The organism is Heyndrickxia ginsengihumi, from assembly GCF_011008565.1.
Classification (GTDB): Bacteria; Bacillota; Bacilli; order Bacillales; family Bacillaceae_C; genus Weizmannia; species Weizmannia ginsengihumi.
In genome coordinates, this window is record NZ_JAAIWK010000001.1 from 42675 (window position 1) to 61041 (window position 18367).

Annotated in this window: 18 protein-coding genes; all 18 read right to left on the minus strand. The window is 37.2% G+C overall.

The window, feature by feature from the left end; all coding sequences use genetic code 11:
* Nucleotides 1-169 precede the first annotated feature (169 nt).
* The gene (wecB, locus tag G4D61_RS00225; protein ID WP_205603166.1) at nucleotides 170-1306 is read right to left on the minus strand and encodes a non-hydrolyzing UDP-N-acetylglucosamine 2-epimerase; all 1137 of its coding nucleotides are present in this window, start codon (nucleotides 1304-1306) and stop codon (nucleotides 170-172) included.
* A gap of 29 nt (nucleotides 1307-1335) precedes the next feature.
* Complete coding sequence (gene upp, locus G4D61_RS00230; protein ID WP_025727649.1) at nucleotides 1336-1965, minus strand: uracil phosphoribosyltransferase; 630 nt, start codon at nucleotides 1963-1965, stop codon at nucleotides 1336-1338.
* 174 nt (nucleotides 1966-2139) lie between these two features.
* The gene (gene glyA / locus G4D61_RS00235; protein WP_025727648.1) at nucleotides 2140-3381 is read right to left on the minus strand and encodes a serine hydroxymethyltransferase; all 1242 of its coding nucleotides are present in this window, start codon (nucleotides 3379-3381) and stop codon (nucleotides 2140-2142) included.
* A gap of 347 nt (nucleotides 3382-3728) precedes the next feature.
* Nucleotides 3729-4280: a TIGR01440 family protein gene (locus G4D61_RS00240; RefSeq protein ID WP_163172972.1), complete on the minus strand. Its 552-nt coding sequence runs from the start codon at nucleotides 4278-4280 to the stop codon at nucleotides 3729-3731.
* Between the two features lie 63 nt (nucleotides 4281-4343).
* Nucleotides 4344-4781: a ribose 5-phosphate isomerase B gene (gene rpiB / locus G4D61_RS00245; protein WP_163172974.1), complete on the minus strand. Its 438-nt coding sequence runs from the start codon at nucleotides 4779-4781 to the stop codon at nucleotides 4344-4346.
* A gap of 38 nt (nucleotides 4782-4819) precedes the next feature.
* On the minus strand, nucleotides 4820-6106 hold the full coding sequence (locus tag G4D61_RS00250) for a methyl-accepting chemotaxis protein (RefSeq protein WP_025727645.1): 1287 nt from the start codon (nucleotides 6104-6106) through the stop codon (nucleotides 4820-4822).
* A gap of 11 nt (nucleotides 6107-6117) precedes the next feature.
* The gene (locus G4D61_RS00255) at nucleotides 6118-6558 is read right to left on the minus strand and encodes a low molecular weight protein arginine phosphatase (RefSeq protein WP_025727644.1); all 441 of its coding nucleotides are present in this window, start codon (nucleotides 6556-6558) and stop codon (nucleotides 6118-6120) included.
* Between the two features lie 515 nt (nucleotides 6559-7073).
* Nucleotides 7074-7625, minus strand: coding sequence for a manganese efflux pump MntP (locus G4D61_RS00260; protein ID WP_025727643.1), 552 nt, complete (start codon nucleotides 7623-7625; stop codon nucleotides 7074-7076).
* A gap of 108 nt (nucleotides 7626-7733) precedes the next feature.
* Nucleotides 7734-8795, minus strand: a complete 1062-nt coding sequence (locus tag G4D61_RS00265; RefSeq protein WP_025727642.1) for an L-threonylcarbamoyladenylate synthase — start codon at nucleotides 8793-8795, stop codon at nucleotides 7734-7736.
* Between the two features lie 156 nt (nucleotides 8796-8951).
* Complete coding sequence (gene spoIIR / locus G4D61_RS18610; RefSeq protein WP_163172976.1) at nucleotides 8952-10100, minus strand: stage II sporulation protein R; 1149 nt, start codon at nucleotides 10098-10100, stop codon at nucleotides 8952-8954.
* Between the two features lie 116 nt (nucleotides 10101-10216).
* On the minus strand, nucleotides 10217-11080 hold the full coding sequence (gene prmC / locus G4D61_RS00275) for a peptide chain release factor N(5)-glutamine methyltransferase (RefSeq protein ID WP_025727640.1): 864 nt from the start codon (nucleotides 11078-11080) through the stop codon (nucleotides 10217-10219).
* Nucleotides 11080-12150, minus strand: a complete 1071-nt coding sequence (prfA, locus tag G4D61_RS00280) for a peptide chain release factor 1 (RefSeq protein ID WP_025727639.1) — start codon at nucleotides 12148-12150, stop codon at nucleotides 11080-11082. The genes prmC and prfA overlap by 1 nt, the downstream gene beginning before the upstream one ends.
* A gap of 267 nt (nucleotides 12151-12417) precedes the next feature.
* The gene (locus tag G4D61_RS00285; protein ID WP_035352660.1) at nucleotides 12418-12795 is read right to left on the minus strand and encodes a hypothetical protein; all 378 of its coding nucleotides are present in this window, start codon (nucleotides 12793-12795) and stop codon (nucleotides 12418-12420) included.
* 58 nt (nucleotides 12796-12853) lie between these two features.
* Nucleotides 12854-13426 carry a thymidine kinase gene (locus G4D61_RS00290; RefSeq protein WP_025727637.1) on the minus strand — a complete coding sequence of 191 codons (573 nt, stop codon included), beginning with the start codon at nucleotides 13424-13426 and terminating at the stop codon, nucleotides 12854-12856.
* A gap of 301 nt (nucleotides 13427-13727) precedes the next feature.
* Complete coding sequence (gene rpmE / locus G4D61_RS00295) at nucleotides 13728-13928, minus strand: 50S ribosomal protein L31 (protein ID WP_025727636.1); 201 nt, start codon at nucleotides 13926-13928, stop codon at nucleotides 13728-13730.
* 181 nt (nucleotides 13929-14109) lie between these two features.
* Complete coding sequence (gene rho / locus G4D61_RS00300) at nucleotides 14110-15390, minus strand: transcription termination factor Rho (RefSeq protein ID WP_025727635.1); 1281 nt, start codon at nucleotides 15388-15390, stop codon at nucleotides 14110-14112.
* 429 nt (nucleotides 15391-15819) lie between these two features.
* The gene (gene glpX / locus G4D61_RS00305) at nucleotides 15820-16785 is read right to left on the minus strand and encodes a class II fructose-bisphosphatase (RefSeq protein ID WP_025727634.1); all 966 of its coding nucleotides are present in this window, start codon (nucleotides 16783-16785) and stop codon (nucleotides 15820-15822) included.
* Between the two features lie 153 nt (nucleotides 16786-16938).
* Nucleotides 16939-18225: a UDP-N-acetylglucosamine 1-carboxyvinyltransferase gene (murA, locus tag G4D61_RS00310; RefSeq protein ID WP_025727633.1), complete on the minus strand. Its 1287-nt coding sequence runs from the start codon at nucleotides 18223-18225 to the stop codon at nucleotides 16939-16941.
* Between the last annotated feature and the right edge of the window lie 142 nt (nucleotides 18226-18367).

An 18367-nucleotide genomic window follows, 5' to 3' on the forward strand; every position in this document is an offset into this window, starting at 1 on the left:
AATAACTTATCCTATAAATTTTACAAAATACCACATTAGACAACTTTTTTTATTATAACAGTTGTTTTCAATTAGATCTGTCAACATGAATAGCCAACTTTATATAATGAAAAGCACCTTTTCTTTTGACCTACACTACATTGTGAAGCTAGGAAAAGGTGCCTCATCGTCATCCTGTGAAAGGTTGAGGACGCTCATTCGTATCTTTAAAGTAAAAACGGATGGATTCCAATATCCTTCTAGATGCAAAACCATCTCCGTAAGGATTGGCTGCATGCGCCATTTGATTATAAAAGGTTTTATCATTCAATAATTTAGTTGTGTATCTATAAATCATTTCCTCATCAGTACCGACTAATTTTAATGTGCCTGCTTCGATCCCTTCTGGTCTTTCTGTTGTATCACGAAGGACTAATACAGGGACTCCGAGCGACGGAGCTTCTTCTTGAACTCCCCCTGAATCTGTCAATATTAAATAGGCACGGCTCGCAAAATTATGGAAGTCTATTACATCCAATGGCTGTATTAAATGAATTCGTTCATCATTCCCTAAAATTTCATTTGCAATTTCTTGAACAATAGGATTTAGATGAACTGGATACACAACTTGAGTTCCCGGCTGTTCATCGACCACTCTTTTAATAGCGCGGAACATTCGTCTCATAGGCTCACCTAAGTTTTCACGGCGATGAGCAGTCAATAAAATGAGACGATCATTTTTAATCTTTTCAAGCACTTGATGTGTGTATTCTTTCCTTACTGTTGTCCGTAACGCATCAATCGCTGTATTTCCCGTTATAAAAATCTGTTCTTCGTTCTTATTTTCAAGAAGTAAATTTTGCGCTGCTTTTTCCGTTGGCGCAAAATGTAAATCCGCAACAACACTTGTTAATTGGCGATTGATTTCCTCTGGATATGGAGAGTATTTGTTCCAAGTCCTTAACCCTGCCTCAACATGCCCCACTGTAATTTGATTATAGAATGCTGCAATACTAGCAACGAAGGTAGTCGTCGTATCTCCGTGAACAAGTACAATATCAGGCTTCGTCTCTTTCATGACTTTATCTAAACCTTCTAAGCCCTTTGTTGTTACATCAATCAGTGTTTGTCTATCTTTCATAATATTCAAATCATAATCCGGCTTAATTTGAAAGATCTCAAGTACTTGATCAAGCATTTGGCGATGCTGAGCAGTTATTGTCACAATCGAATGAAATATTTCTGGGTATTTCTGCATTTCTAATATGAGTGGAGCCATCTTAATTGCTTCTGGTCTAGTGCCAAAAATTGTCATAATTTTAATCATAGATCCGACTCCTTCTATGCATTAAATTCTTACTTAGTTCCGAATAAACGATCTCCAGCGTCCCCTAATCCCGGAACAATATAACCATGATCATTTAATTTTTCGTCTAAGGCAGCAACATAAATATCAACATCTGGGTGTGCCTCTTGAACTGCTTCCACCCCCTGTGGTGATGCAACTAAACACATAAATTTAATATTTTTTGCACCACGTTGTTTAATTGATTGAATCGCGTCTATCGCCGATCCCCCTGTTGCTAACATTGGATCTACTACGATAAAATCACGCTCTTCTACATCACTCGGAAGTTTCACATAATATTCAACAGGTTTCAATGTTTCTGGATCTCGATATAAACCAACATGTCCAACTTTTGCTGCAGGAATGAGTTTTAAGATTCCGTCCACCATTCCAAGTCCCGCACGTAATATTGGAACAATTCCTATTTTCTTACCTGATAGGATTTTAGATTTTGCTGTGCTGACTGGCGTTTCAATTTCAATTTCTTCCAATGGCATATCTCTCGTAATTTCAAACGCCATCAATGTTGCAACTTCATCCACTAATTCACGAAAATCTTTTGTCCCTGTATTTTTATTGCGGATATACGTTAATTTGTGCTGAATAAGAGGATGGTTGATAATATGTAAAGTACTCAATTTTCTCTCTCCTTTTTTTATTAAATCTTTTTCGACAAAACTCTCATAACCTCTCCCCATTTTACACGAAAAAAGAGTCTAACCTCAAGACAATATATTATCTAAGTTAGACTCTTTGAAATCAAACAACCTATTTTATATTTTTATACTATATGGGGCGTTCTATACTTTTTATTAAAAATTTGGATAGAGTTGAAAACGACCTGTAAGATTTTTTACACGTTCGCTTGCTTCTTGTAACTTACTTTCATCATTACTGTTTTTTAAAGCTAATGAGATAATTGAAGCAATTTCATCCATCTCTTCAATACCAAACCCACGAGATGTAACTGCGGCAGTACCTACACGAATTCCGCTTGTTACAAACGGCTTTTCAGGATCAAATGGGATTGCGTTTTTATTCACAGTTATACCAACATCATCCAATACCTTTTCGGCCAATTTGCCTGTAATACCAATCGAACGTAAATCTACTAAAATTAGATGATTGTCAGTCCCACCTGAAACAAGATCAAATCCTTCTTTTTGCAAAGAAGCTGCCAATTGCTTAGCATTATCTATAATTTTTTGTGTATAGTCTTTAAATGAGTCTTGCAGTGCTTCACCAAATGCGACAGCCTTACCTGCAATGACATGCATAAGTGGACCACCTTGGATTCCTGGGAAAATAGCTGAATCTATTTTTTTACCAAACTGCTCTTTACATAAAATCATGCCTCCACGCGGACCACGCAATGTTTTATGTGTTGTCGTTGTCACAAAGTCTGCATATGGTACTGGACTTGGATGAAGACCAGTTGCAACGAGGCCTGCTATATGAGCCATATCTACCATAAGATAAGCGCCTACTTCATCAGCAATTTCGCGGAATCTCTTAAAATCAATTACACGAGGATAAGCACTTGCTCCAGCAACGATAAGCTTCGGTTTATGTATACGTGCTTTTTCCAACACTTCTTCATAATCAATCGTTTGTGTCTCACTATTTACACCGTAGTCAACAAAATGATACTGAACTCCACTAAAATTCACCGGACTTCCATGTGTTAAATGGCCTCCATGAGCTAAATTCATTCCTAACACTGTATCTCCCGGCTCAAGGATTGTAAAGTAAACAGCCATATTTGCTTGTGCACCTGAGTGGGGCTGCACATTTACATGTTCTGCTCCAAAAATTTGTTTCGCACGATCACGGGCAAGATCTTCTACAACGTCAACATATTCACAGCCACCATAATAGCGACGGCCTGGATAACCTTCTGCATATTTATTCGTCAAGACAGAGCCTTGAGCTTCCATGACAGCTTCACTAACAAAGTTTTCACTAGCAATCAACTCTATTTTACTTCTTTGTCGACCTAATTCTTGCTGAATAGCTTCGTATACTTGTTGATCTTGTTTGGCGATTTGACTCAATTTGGGGCCTCCTTAATAACTTTGTATTCAAATTCGCTTTTATTTTATCATATTTCCGAACAAAATCTATCAGATATTTATTTATTTTCGGATTGAAAGCCCTTTAACTTTGTTTTTTAACCATTTTTGCAAGTTTAGTTGCTTTTTTATCAAAAAAGAGAAAATGGTTTTCCTTCCAGGATGCTGATCCTTCTCGACCTCGATGTCTTACCATTCCGTTATTCTAGCAGGAACCTCGAACTTCCGCATCAACCAATTTCTTTATAAACTGTTTACATGAACAATTTTTTATATAAAAAACCCATTTCGTTCAATCATACAACGAAATGGGCATTTCATATTAAATGTTATTTTTCGTAAACTGCACGTTGCCCGCCAATTAGCTTAGGACGTGTGACAGCTAATGTTACATGCGCAGAACCAACTTGTTTTGTGGATACTCGGACGGGTACTGCTACATGTTTTAAATGCATGCCAATAAATGTATCACCGATGTCTATTCCTGCATCTGCTTTTATAAATTCAACAACGACAGGGTCAGTAAAATGATGATATGCACATGTCGCCATTGAACCTCCAGCATGTCGAACAGGTATAACTGTTACCTCATCCCAATTTTTCTTTTCTGCCAATTTACGCTCAACAACGAGAGCCCTATTCAAATGCTCGCAACATTGAAAAGCAAGATGGATATCAAATTTTCTAGAAAACTGATTAAGTTCTTCAAAAATCATTTCTGCAACCTCTAACGCTCCCGCAGTACCAATTTTTTCACCAAGGACTTCTGAAGTTGAGCATCCGATGACAATTACTTGATCTTTCTTAACATGTATTTGCTGTGAAAATTCCGCTAGTATACTTTGTAATTGACTTCTCCACTCATTGATATTAACAGTCAAAATTTACACCTCTATATTTAAAAGAAGTTGTGATTAGCTAATATTTAATATTCGTCATGACCCTTATTCTTCATACTGGGAAATTTTATTAAGACGGTTTAAATGACGGTCTCCTTGAAACTCAGTTTCGAGCCAAGTTTTTACAATCTCACAGGCAAGTCCAGGGCCAATTACTCGAGCACCCATCGACAATATATTACTATCATTATGTTCACGTGTTGCTTTTGCACTAAACAGATCGTGTACAAGCGCACAGCGTATCCCTCTTACTTTATTTGCAGCGATGCACATTCCAATACCAGTGCCGCAAATTAGAATCCCTCTATCAAATTCCCCTTTAGCAACTTTCTCAGCGACCGGAAGTGCATAATCAGGATAATCAACAGAAGTTTCACAATCACAGCCGAAATCTTCGTACTCTATTCCTAATTGTTGTAATAACTTTGCAACTTCCTTACGAAGCAGCACTCCACCGTGATCCGAAGCTAACGCAACCTTCATTTTCCGTTCCCCCTAAAGTAGTTAATAGTTTCATAGACTTAATAATGAAAGCGTTCAATATTCTCTTTTAATTTTACTGCATCTTGATTCAACTGGACAATTAATTGCTCAATATTTTGCATAACAAGTGCTTGTTTTCCTGTAATGTCTGTCACCTCTGTTGCACCAGCAGAAGTTTCCTCCGCAATAGCAGCAACTTCCTGGGATTGATGGGCAGCCTGCTGAATTGACTGCATCTGTTTGTCTACAAGTTCAGCAATATGATTAACCTTTTTAGCAACTTGGTGAATCGTTTCAGTCATTCGATCCATTGCCTCTTTCGTTTCCGCACCCTTTGTCGCCTCTTGATTGGCCTTTTTCACCTGACTCGTAATTTGGACAACTACATTTCCGACTTCTTCCTGGATATTTTGAATCAAATCTGTAATCCCTTGTACTGCCTTTGCACTTTCATCTGCAAGCTTTCTTACTTCATCAGCCACGACAGCAAATCCTCTTCCATGTTCACCTGCACGGGCAGCTTCAATAGAGGCATTTAATGCAAGCAAATTAGTTTGTGCAGCAATTTCACCTACAAGCGAAATAATATTTTCAACCTTTTTAGCGTTCGTCTCCAAACGGTGTACTGCTTTTAATGATTCCTCATTGCCATTTACAATGATTTCAATCCCGTTAATTAATGTATCAATGACTTCCTTACTGTTTTTTAATTCTTTAATCATATTACCCGACGATTGCTCTGACGAATTCGCTTTATCTTGAACTTCCTGAGCAATACTCGTTATATCTTCTACTAACTCTGCCGTTGTTTGAATAGCGTAGGCTGAATTTTCTGCCCCGGCTGAAATTTCCGCAATATTACGCGCAATCTCTTCTGCTTGAACAGTAGCTCTTGATGTTTTAGAAGAGATTTCTTCGACAGTATCTTTTGTATGTTCAAAATTACTATCAATCTGTTTGACCATTATTCGCAAATTACTTAGCATTCTATTAAACGCAGTTGCTAGTGAACGGATTTCGTCATCTGATTTTGGCAATGGTACATCTTCTTGAATATCACCATCACTAGCCTTTAATGCAGCCTGCTCAAAAACCTTTAAAGGTTTAGCAATAAAACGAGCGGCAAAATAGCTAAATATTCCTGACCAAATAATTCCCAGACTAAGCGTTATAATGATAAACCACGACTGACTAATATAATTAGATACAAAAGGGTAAATAATATATATAAAGACGCCACTTGTAAAATATGTAACGAAAGCTAAACTTGTAAAAAACAGTACAATTTTTTTCGTTAAACTAAATGAATATGTTTTTTTCTCCATTTTCCCTCTCCCTAGTCATTTGGATAGAGTTTTTGCACTAGATGATTAATCAGTGAATATAACTCGTGGTATGTTTTTCGGTATATTTCTAGACTGCCTCCATACGGATCGGTGATATCCCCATGTTCACCATTGACAAATTCTTTTAATGTAAACGTTTTATTAGAGGCGTTTGGAAACTGTTTGATGACAGCCTCCTTGTGTCCTAATGTCATCGTTAAAATATAAGTTGCCCAATCAATGTCATTCTCCGTCAGCATTCTTGCTTTCTTTTTGTGCTCTATTGATTGTTCCTTTAACACTTGCAATGCGTTGTATGACGGATCTTGTCCATTCATCGCAAAAACTCCAGCAGATCTTACATCAATGCCATCAATATTTTTGTGATGTAGAATAGCCTCAGCCATCGGGCTCCTGCATGTATTACCTGTGCAGACAAATAAAATATTCAAACATGTTCCCCCTTATAAAACGTCCATTTCTATTAACACTTTTATTATAGTCAATAAGTCTTGTTATATAAAGAACAACTTTGCTCGACTCTTAATTTTTATAATAAAAATTAAACAATTAACATAAATGACAATTTTCTTATCGGAACTCTTCTCTAGAAGATTGTGTCTTTTAATAGATGTCATTCACTTTAGCAATGCATCCCATGTTTGGCGCAAAGATGCGAGCAACTAGAGCGGAAATAGAACCACTTCTTTTGATAAATAAGCAAACAAAGTGAAGAAAACAACCTTTCTAGAAGATTGTTTTTTAATAGATTCTGTTCACTTTAGCAATTCATTAAGAGATTGGAGCGGAAGGTCGAAGCTTCTGGGGATAGCGGGTAAGGTAGGGACCCGCAGGCGTGCAGTGCTGAGAAGGCTCAGTGTCCGCCCGCGGAATGCGAGCATTCTGAAGTGGAAAGAACTACTTCTTTTTGATCAAAATGTAATACAGTGTACGAAAATAGGCTTATTTAAAAAGGCAGCAATAATTTTACCCCAAATATGAATAAAATCATCCCCCCCAACACTTCACCATACATACCTAATAATCCATGCACCTTTCGTCCAATCAACAATCCCAGCCATGCCAATATTGTGGCGACGATGCCAAAACAAACAACAACGACTATCGTTCTCGCACCGTAAATTCCTAAAGATAGGCCTGCTGAAAAGCTATCTAAACTTACACTTAAAGCAAAAAAAATAAGGCCCAATCCCTCCGGCTTTATTATGCTAGTATCTTCCTTCTTAAAAACAAATGCCATCATTTGTATTCCAAGAATAATTAGCAAAATTCCTCCAACATACTGAGCAATCATCCCAAACGTATGAGATAAAAATTTCCCAGCGATGATTCCAAAAAAAGGCATGATTACATGAAATATACCAACTGTAAGCCCTATGTAAAACATTTGCTTCATCCGCAGTTTACTCATTCCGATTCCTAAACTTACGGAAAAGGCATCCATACCTAAAGCAAATGCCATCACCATTAATGTAATTGTTTCAGAGATGATTGCCATTTATTTTCCCCCTTTGTACATGCCCTAAAGAAAAGATATGCACAAAAAAGGGAATTTAGAATTCATCTACTATCAAGTGAACTTATCACTTTAACAAACAGCCCATTTTTATTTTTCGGCATGCTCATCAATAATATAACGATGTCCAGCTGCCTTCTCTAAGCGATTCATAATTGCTAATCCTATACCTTTCAATGGAAAAACTTCAGAAAAAATAATATCGACATCACTTTGATTAAAAGATCTTAGCGCATCATATAGTGCATGTGCAGTCGTTTCAAGATGTTGTCTAGTTCCACAAACAGCAACAACATCTGCATCAATGGCTTTAGCACTCTCTTCCGTAAGAATTGCTCCTACTTTTAATCCTTCACGACGTTTCTCATTTATTTTTTCTTGCATAAAATTGCTATTTCCCTCAACTAAATAGACAGGGGCATTGGGCGCATAATGAGTATATTTCATTCCCGGTGCTTTCGGTCGCGTATCCTTTGGATTGATGAGTCCAGGATCAACAGCCACTTGACCAATAACCTCTTCTAATTGCTCTTTTGTAATACCGCCCGGGCGCAAAATAACCGGCTTCTTCAATGTACAGTCGATGACAGTCGATTCCACTCCGACTCCAGTTTCTCCCCCATCTACAATACCTGCAATTTTTCCATTTAAATCTTCTAATACATGCTGCGCCATTGTGGGGCTTGGCTTTCCAGAACTATTAGCGCTTGGAGCAGCAATCGGTAATTTTGCATGTTTAATAAGTTCAAAAGCAATTGGATGATCAGGCATACGGATTCCGACAGTATTTAAACCCGCAGTTACCCTTTTAGATAGTACCCCCTTTCTTGCTTTTAAAATAATGGTTAACGGCCCTGGCCAAAAAGCGTTTATTAATTTTTCAGCTGTATCTGGTATTTCTTCTACAAGCTCATCCAATTGTGAATAATCGGCAATGTGGACAATTAGTGGATTATCCCCTGGTCTCCCCTTGGCTTGATATATTTTTTCAACAGCTTCATCCGATGTTGCATTTGCTCCCAGTCCATAAACTGTTTCAGTAGGAAATGCAACCGTTTCATTTTCTCTTAATATACTAGCAGCTTCTATGATTTGTGGATAACTATCCGAGTTGTCAACATCTTTATCCACAATCCACAATTTTGTTTTCATTTTTTTCACCTTTTCTTCATAAATTACTAACATCAAAAAATTGTTGATAAATCCACGATTTCTATGTCCTCATTTTGCAAGTATATATAATTATCCAAAACCAAACAAGTGTTATCCACAAAATGTGGATAACACTTGAAAAATAGTGAATGAATTCTAAAATAAATGTTTAATTACTTCTACGATTAACATTTTCTTCTGAATTTCCCCCTCATCCTGATCGTTATAGACAGGTGATTGAGCATTGGACTTTGAAACCTCTTTTTTCTTCGTATTCCGCTCTGTTTTGTTCAATGCTACAGATGATGACTTTTTAACTCCGTCATCAGTACTTGAATTTGAATGCTTTGCAGAGTTCTGTTGTTGCTCGGTTTTGGATTGCTGGTTTTCTTTAGATTGCTGCGCTTGAACTTGATCTGTTTCTTGACTTTGTTGGTTCTCTTGAGGTTGTTCTGTTCCTGCATTTTGCTGGTCTGCTTGAGCCTGTTCTCTTTCTGTACTTTGCTGGCTCTCTTGGGATTGATTTGTTTCTGTATGTTGCTCGTTCGCTTGAGTCTGTTCTGCTCCTGTATTTTGTTGGCTCTCTTGGGATTGATCCGTTTCTGTACTTTGTTCGCTTGCTTGGGATTGATCTGTTTCTCTATGTTGCTGGCCTTTTCCAGCCTGTTCTGTTCCTCCACTTTGCTCGTTTGCTTGAGTTTGTTCTGTATCTTGAACTTTTTTATTTTTTTGTTGTGTTTTTTTCGTTTCCTGCGTATGGTGTTTTTCTTCGTTCGAATCATCTTCAAACCCTTTACTCACAGCAAGACCATTTGAAAAGTCAAGAAAGCACAATGGCGGATACAATACACACCACCAATTAGCACCTTTTCCTTCCCCTAAAGTAATAAGTACAGCATCGTACTTACCTGCGGGATATAAATATTGACCATATAGTTTAGTAGGGAAATCTACCTTCCCTAATGTTACATGTACTGATTGGTTCATATGTTCTTTATGCATCACTTTAGTTGCAATCTTTTCAATCTCAGGCAAATGCGACTGGATGACTTGTTTTGCTTCTTGCTTAGACTTAATATTTTTCACCCATTTTGAAATATTGGCATTAACCGCATCACGGATTTTTCTTTTAACAGCTTGATCTTGCGGCTTATCACTATTTGCCAAAATTCTAAGCCGAATTGCATCTTTTGGAATAACAACAGAATCCTTTGCAACTACTTCTTGCTTCGGTAAATATAAACTTAAAATTGTCCCAATAGACAGTAATAAAATATATAATCGTACAGTAGATTTTCTTTTCAATTTTCTCCCCGTCCCTTCACTAACACATTGTGGACAAGAAAAAAATATTCTAAACTAGTAAACTGAAAAAAATTTGCCACATCTGCGGAAATGTTTAAATCCAAATCACAACTATGTTAAATCAAGCAGAAAACAATGCGCTCATGTTCATTTATGTCATGAACAATTTCTACTTTGCTATGTGGAAATGTTTGTTGTAAAAGCTTAGCAACCGCTTCACCTTGTCCTGTACCTATCTCAAATCCTACTAAAGCTTTTGGATTTAAAAGTAAAGGGAGCTCTTTCATAAAACGGCGATAGTAGTCTAATCCATCCACACCGCCAAATAAAGCTTGCTGTGGTTCATGATCCTTAACAACAACTGATAAAGTCTCCTTATCGGCTTCAGGTATATAAGGTGGATTTGAAAGTAAAATATCAACCCTTTCATCTCTTTCAATAAAAGGGCGCAACAAATCACCTTGTCTAAAGGCAACATCAGCATGTAAGTTATGGGCATTTTGCCTCGCAACCTTTAATGCTTCAGGTGATAAATCTGAGGCTTCAACTTCCAAATATGGACATTCTAATTTCATTGTAATCGCAATAACCCCGCTTCCAGTGCCAACGTCAACAAGTTTTAACCCATTTTTGCTTTTAAAATGTTGATTTATTCGTTGGACCGCGCCTACAATTAATTCTTCAGTCTCAGGACGGGGAATTAGCACATGCTTATTTACATTAAATACACGGCCATAAAACATTTCATAACCAATCATATGCTGAATTGGCACCCCATCTTTATGCGCCAAAACAGCCGCTTTAAAAGATTCTTGTATTTCACCCGGCATATCCATACGCAAATTCGTCAATAATTGCGTTCGATTCATTTCTAAAAAATGACACAGCAATAATTCGCCAGCATTTGCATCCCTATCATGTTCTATTAAAAAAGAAGAAGCCCAGTTGAGGGCTTCATATACTTTTTGCGGTTTGCTCATTAGTCGTTCACACTCTCAAGTTTTTTTGATTGTTCTTCTAAAATAAGAGCATCAATAACTTCGTCTAACTTTCCTTCTAGAATTTGATCTAATTTTTGGATCGTTAACCCTATACGATGATCAGTTACACGATTTTGAGGAAAATTATAAGTTCTAATTCTTTCAGAACGATCTCCAGTTCCAACAGCTGATTTCCGGTTTGCATCATATTCTGCCTGTGCTTCCTGTTGGAATTTATCATAAATACGGGCACGAAGAACTTTCATCGCTTTTTCCTTATTTTTGATTTGGGACTTTTCATCTTGACATGATACAACAATACCTGTTGGGATATGGGTTAGACGTACAGCCGACATAGTTGTGTTTACACTTTGCCCCCCTGGACCACTTGAAGCAAACGTATCAACTCGTATATCTTTTTCATGAATGTCAACTTCAACCTCTTCAGCTTCAGGCAATACCGCAACAGTCGCTGTAGAAGTATGAATTCTGCCGCCTGATTCTGTTTCTGGAACGCGCTGTACTCGATGTGCTCCATTTTCAAATTTCAATTTAGAAAATGCACCATTTCCATTCACCATGAAAATAATTTCTTTATATCCGCCTATACCTGTAGTATTTGCTTCAATGACATCAACTTTCCATCCTTGAGATTCTGCATAGCGTGTATACATCCGGTATAAATCACCAGCAAATAAAGCCGCTTCATCTCCCCCGGCAGCTCCGCGGATTTCAACAATTACGTTTTTATCATCGTTTGGATCTTTCGGTATTAATAAAATTTTAAGCCGTTCTTCATAGTCAGAAATTTGGCTTTCTAATTCATTAATTTCTTCCTTCACCATTTCCCGCATTTCAGCATCAAGTTTATCCTCTAACAATGATTTAGCATCACGGTATTGTTTTTGGATATCCTTATATTCACGATATACCTGTACCGTCTCTTGAATAGCTGATTGTTCTTTCGAATACTCTCTTAATTTTTTTGGATTATTCACAATCTCCGGATCACTTAAAAGTTCATTTAGCTTTTCATAGCGGTCCTCAACTGCCTGCAGTCGATCAAACATCGAATCCCACCTCTATCGATAACGTTATAATAAAATGACATTTATTTTTTTCGCTCATTAGGATTTTTTATAAAAGACTTTGTTGTCATTTGCGACTCAATTGTTAATTCCCCCGACTAGATTTTTGTTTCCAAGCGCAGGTATTTAAAATAAACAGGGTTCAGCAACATGATTAACAAAGCTTTAAAAAAGATCACACTAAGATTATTATAGTATACACTAATCCAACCATAAAGAGCAACGTTATCCACAAAGTGGAGCTTTCAACTACTGCTCCTCCAGTTTTACATCAATATCATATTGTGGCAAAACCTCTTTCAGCTTGTTTCGAATTTCCGCTTGTTTCTTTAATCTTTCTCTACTCGTTAGTCGGTCATTAGTATGGACATTTACCCACATATCTTTTCCATTAATAAGAACATAGTGGGGAGTATATCCGCGCATTTCCCATATAACATTTTTAGCTCTTATAACATCAGCAGATGCAGGGCTTCGACCATTTTTAGACGTAATTGGCTGCTTATCCTGATTACTTGTATTCATTAAATGCATATTCTCAGAATGAGATTGTTGTGTTGAATTACTTTTCCCATTACAACCTGCCATAAGTAATATAATTAGAATAACTATAAATCCTCGCAACATAAAAACCACCTCCAGCATTAGGTTTCCCGCAAAAAGGTGGTTTATGAGTACCTATATATTATATCGGAGGATTCGCGTGACATTTACGGCAAACTGGATAATATGAATCATTTCCTCCAATTTGAATTTGCTCACCAGTATATACTGGTTTCCCGCTCTCATCAATTCGTAAATTCATCGTTGCCTTTCTTTCACAAAACCAACAAATGGTTTTCATCTCTTCGATTTTGTCCGCATAGATTAATAAATATTTACTTCCTTCAAACAGCTCATTTTGAAAATCATTTTTCAATCCAAATCCCATAACAGGAATATTTAAATCATCCACAATATTCGCAAGCTGCAATACATGTTCTTTCTTTAAAAACTGTACCTCATCGATTAATACGCAATAAGGACGCGGAGTACATTCTTTTACCATTTGATATATATTCGTATCATTAAAAATAGGAATTGCTTTCCTTCTTAATCCAATTCTGCTTGAAACATACCCGACTTCATCTCTCGTGTCAATTCCTGATGTAAATAGTAATACAGGTTTATTTTGTTCTTCATAATTATGGGCAACTTTAAGAATCTCAATAGATTTTCCACTGTTCATTGCTCCATATTTAAAAAATAACTGTGCCATCAACCTTACCCCTTATGATTTCTACTTGCCTTCATAATTTAGCTTTATTAATCCACTGTATTGATGTTTTCCTTTCATACTAAAACGAACACAAAACTACGTCCTTATATAAAAGGAAAAATCTATTTTAAACAATCACCTTAAGGTTAAAAACCATTCCAATTTTATCATACCAACAAAAAAAGGGCACTCAGATTCCATGCACCCTTTTTAAAAGAAAAATGAATCGAAGCAACCAGATTGAATGGTAATCAATAAAAAAACAGGCAAATTGCTTTTGCCTGTTTTTGTTTTTTGTAGATTATTTAAGACCGTATTTTTTGTTGAAACGGTCAACACGTCCATCTGCAGTAGCAAATTTTTGACGTCCAGTGTAGAATGGATGACATTCAGAACAAACTTCAACGCGTAGTTCTTCTTTAACAGAACCACTTTCAAATTCATTACCACATGCACATTTAACCATTACTTTTTTGTAATTTGGATGAATTCCTGCTTTCATTCTTTTCATCTCCTTCAGCCCTGAATCATTGCGAAACAGAGTTATATATTCTTATGGGCTTAACCCAGTAAAATATCCAGAAACACACTGTGATTATTATAACAAGTGCCACTGTGAAATGCAACTGCCTGACCTAAAAAATCATTTCCTTTTTTTCTAGGAAATTCTAGTGCTTATGCCTTCACAAAATCTTTTTTCCGGAAGAATTTTTCGCTAAATTTTTGATCGTTTCAATAAACTCTTCATTTGTTTTTGATTGACGAAGTTTTCGTAAAAACTTCTCAGCAAAATCAGGAGAATCAGACATAGATTTTCGAAGGGCCCATAATACGTCCAAATGATCTTTCGAGAGTAGGAGCTCTTCCTTTCTTGTGCCTGAACGACGAATATCCATAGCTGGGAATATTCTTTTTTCTGATAACGAGCGGTCAAGATGCAATTCCATATTACCTGTTCCCTTGAATTCCTCGTAAATAACTTCATCCATTCGCGATCCAGTATCAACAAGCGCGGTCGCCAAAATAGTTAAACTTCCACCTTCTTCGATATTCCTTGCAGCTCCAAAGAAACGTTTTGGACGGTGGAACGCTGCTGGATCAATACCACCAGATAAAGTCCTTCCACTTGGAGGAATAACTAAGTTATAGGCACGTGCTAAGCGGGTGATACTATCCATTAAAATAATAACATCCCTTTTGTGCTCAACTAAACGCATCGCTCTCTCCAGCACAAGTTCCGCTACCTTAATATGATTTTCTGGAACTTCATCAAATGTAGAACTAACAACATCTGCTTGTACAGATCGCTCAATATCCGTTACTTCTTCTGGACGTTCATCAATTAGCAGAACAATTAATTCGGCATCAGGGTGATTAACAGTTATTGAATTAGCAATTTCTTTCAGCAACATCGTTTTACCAGCTTTTGGTGGGGCAACAATCAATCCACGTTGACCAAAACCAACAGGGGTAATTAAATCCATAATTCTTGTAGAAAGCTTTGTTGGAGTAACTTCAAGCTTAATTTGCCGATCAGGATATAGTGGAGTTAAAGCTGGAAAATGGACTCTTTCCTTTGCCGTTTCTGGATTATCACCATTGACAGCTTCAACATGTAATAGTCCGTAATAACGTTCATTTTCTTTTGGAGGACGAACCTTTCCTGAAACTTTATCACCATTCCGTAAATCAAACCGGCGGATTTGCGAGGCAGATATGTAAATATCTTCTGAGCTTGGCGAATAATTAATTGGTCTTAAGAAACCAAATCCCTCAGATTGAATGATCTCAAGTACACCTTCCATAAAAAAATAACCTTCTTGTTCTGCACGCGCTTTTAAGATCGCAAAGATTAATTCCTTTTTCGTGAGTTTGCTATAATACGAAATTTTAAACTCTCTTGCCAACGCATATAGCTCTTTTAATGTCATATTTTCTAAACTCGAAATTGATACACCTTCCATAAATACACCACACTTTTCAATTTTCCACACTAAAACATAAAATTAATTAATAAAATAAAAAGAGTTTTTTAACGTTTTCAAAACTTATTTTTTTATTGGCAAGATAGCATTCTCACGGTATTTCTTCAGAGTAGGCATAACAAGAAAATCGCTGCTACAAAGGGGAAGCACTTGTAGCATCATTATCTAAGGAGCCGCACATGATACGCGGAATCAAAGTGAAGAAAAAATAATGAATGTCAAACTATTATATTGGTCCATTTAAACCATATTTATTTTAACTCTATTATAATAAAAGAATCAATACAAAAAATGGAAGGATGCACATAAATTTGTTTAAATTTCACAAAAAATAAACAAATTTATGTGCATGTGCAGAAGGATGTGAATTTTAATCCATTCCATATTATTTAATGAACTAGAATGATTCTACGCTTTTATAACAAGGTTTGGTTTCTTTTTCAAACTATGCTGGCCTTCTACGAAGCGCACAGTTCCTGATTTGGCACGCATAACAAGTGAATGAGTTGACCCATGTGAACCTTTAAATTGCACCCCACGCAATAGTTCACCATCGGTTACACCTGTAGCTGCAAATATTGCATCATCGCCCGACACTAGATCATCCATCATTAAGATTTTATCAATATCCAACCCCATTTGCAGACATCGATTAAATTCTTCATCGCTTTGCGGTAAAAGTTTTCCTTGGATTTCACCACCAAGACATTTTAAGGCAACAGCAGCTAAAACCCCTTCTGGCGCTCCCCCTGATCCAAATAAAATATCAACACCCGTATGATCGAAAGCAGTATTAATGGCTGCTGCTACATCGCCATCATTAATTAGTTTTATTCGCACTCCTGCTTCACGAAGTTGAGAAATAATTTCTGCATGCCGCGGGCGATTTAAAACCGTTGCTACAACATCTTCAATATCTTTGTTTTTTGCCTTCGCAACAGCTTTTAGATTATCAATAATTGGCGCTTCAACATTTACTTGTCCTACTGCTTCAGGACCTACTGCAATTTTCTCCATATACATATCTGGCGCATGGAGTAAGTGCCCATGATCTGCAACCGCAAGAACACTGAGCGCATTCCAGCCCCCGCTAGCCAAAATATTCGTTCCTTCTAACGGGTCAACTGCAATGTCTACACGCGGTCCGAAACCATTTCCTAATTTTTCCCCAATATATAACATCGGAGCCTCATCCATTTCGCCTTCTCCAATTACAACAGTGCCTTTCATAGGAATTGTATCGAAGACATCACGCATTGCAGATGTTGCAGCATCGTCCGCTTCATCCTTTTTACCTCGCCCCATCCATCTAGCAGAGGCAAGGGCTGCTGCTTCCGTCACACGAACTAGCTCCATTGATAAACTTCTCTCCATTTTTATTCCCCCAGATTAAAATCATTTTCATAATTAGTATAGCACAATTCATTTATGTTGTAACACAATAAAAGAAAATTATTTATTGTGTTACTCTAATGTCTGGAAGAATTCAATATTAAGAAGTTCAAAATGTGCAATCTCTTCAGGCTATTATGAGCTCTCTAAATGTTCTATTTCCGACTGTGATAAGTTTTCCCGCCAAATTGTCGCACCTAAACCATTTAGTTTTTCCACAAGACAACTATAGCCACGGTCTATATGTTCAACACCTGTCACCTCAGTGATTCCTTCAGCCATTAACCCCGCAATAACGAGGGCGGCGCCAGCACGTAAGTCGGTCGCTTTTACTTTGGCGCCTTGTAAAGAGACTGGTCCGTTGACAATCGCTGAACGGCCTTCAACCTTGATGTCAGCATTCATTCTTCTTAACTCATCTATATGTTTAAAACGTGCAGAATAAATCGTATCCGTCACAACTGACGACCCTTCTGCTCTTGTTAACAGCGTTGTAAAAGGCTGTTGGAGATCAGTTGGAAATCCAGGATATACAAGTGTTTTAATATCAACTGCCTTTAATCCTTCCGCTTTGCCAATAAACATTTGTTCATCACCAGCATCAATTGGCACACCCATCTCTCTTAACTTAGCCGTTAAAGATTCCAAATGATGTGGAATGACATTGTCAATCGTCACCCCTTCTCCAACTGCTGCTGCTAAAATCATATAGGTACCCGCCTCAATCCTATCTGGGATAATCGTATGCCTACAACCATTTAGGTGATCAACGCCCTCTATTCTAATAATATCTGTACCGGCACCTTTTATTTTTGCACCCATATTATTTAAAAGAGTAGCGACATCAATAATTTCTGGTTCTTTAGCCGCATTCTCAATAATCGTTTTTCCTTTTGCACGCACAGCCGCCAACATAATATTAATCGTTGCACCAACACTTACAACATCTAAATAAATTCTTGCACCATGCAGCTCATCAGCACGTAGATAGATAGCACCTTGCTCATTTGTAATTTTAGCTCCTAAAGCTTCAAAGCCTTTAATATGCTGATCAATTGGTCTTGGTCCTAAATAGCAGCCTCCCGGTAAACCAATCACCGCTTTTTTAAAGCGTCCAAGCATTGCTCCCATTAGATAATAAGAGGCTCTTAACTTTTTAACTCTACCATTTGGAAGTGGCATTGAAATCATATGGCGTGGATCGACCGTCATGTCACCATCATGAGTAGTAACAGTACCTCCAATTTCTTCAAGCAATGCCTTTAACGTCTCTACGTCGGAAATGTCGGGTAAACCTTCTATTGTTACAGGAGATTCAGCCAGGATCGTAGCAGGAATGAGAGCAACTGCACTATTTTTTGCTCCACTCACTTTAATCGTTCCTTTAAGAGGATAGCCTCCTGCAATTTTAAGCTTATCCATTTTTAACTCCCTTCCTTAGTCTGATTATGGGAAAGTATTCCAATCAATAAAAAGATACTCTGATAAAGTTAGTATAAACTACTTTTCGAAAAACATGTAATCATTTTTATCTTATCCCATAATGGTCCATTTCCATAAGTAG

Bases quoted from the DNA above. Each gene is read 5' to 3' on its own strand.
- murA (WP_025727633.1), bottom strand. From the start codon at position 18,225: ATGGATAAGCTTAAAATTGCAGGAGGCTATCCTCTTAAAGGAACGATT.
- G4D61_RS00290 (WP_025727637.1), bottom strand. From the start codon at position 13,426: ATGGCACAGTTATTTTTTAAATATGGAGCAATGAACAGTGGAAAATCT.
- glpX (WP_025727634.1), bottom strand. From the start codon at position 16,785: ATGGAGAGAAGTTTATCAATGGAGCTAGTTCGTGTGACGGAAGCAGCA.
- G4D61_RS00285 (WP_035352660.1), bottom strand. From the start codon at position 12,795: ATGTTGCGAGGATTTATAGTTATTCTAATTATATTACTTATGGCAGGT.
- G4D61_RS00265 (WP_025727642.1), bottom strand. From the start codon at position 8,795: ATGAAAACAAAATTGTGGATTGTGGATAAAGATGTTGACAACTCGGAT.
- rpmE (WP_025727636.1), bottom strand. From the start codon at position 13,928: ATGAAAGCAGGAATTCATCCAAATTACAAAAAAGTAATGGTTAAATGT.
- wecB (WP_205603166.1), bottom strand. From the start codon at position 1,306: ATGATTAAAATTATGACAATTTTTGGCACTAGACCAGAAGCAATTAAG.
- rho (WP_025727635.1), bottom strand. From the start codon at position 15,390: ATGGAAGGTGTATCAATTTCGAGTTTAGAAAATATGACATTAAAAGAG.
- G4D61_RS00250 (WP_025727645.1), bottom strand. From the start codon at position 6,106: ATGGAGAAAAAAACATATTCATTTAGTTTAACGAAAAAAATTGTACTG.
- prmC (WP_025727640.1), bottom strand. From the start codon at position 11,080: ATGAGCAAACCGCAAAAAGTATATGAAGCCCTCAACTGGGCTTCTTCT.
- G4D61_RS00260 (WP_025727643.1), bottom strand. From the start codon at position 7,625: ATGGCAATCATCTCTGAAACAATTACATTAATGGTGATGGCATTTGCT.
- prfA (WP_025727639.1), bottom strand. From the start codon at position 12,150: ATGTTTGATCGACTGCAGGCAGTTGAGGACCGCTATGAAAAGCTAAAT.
- rpiB (WP_163172974.1), bottom strand. From the start codon at position 4,781: ATGAAGGTTGCGTTAGCTTCGGATCACGGTGGAGTGCTGCTTCGTAAG.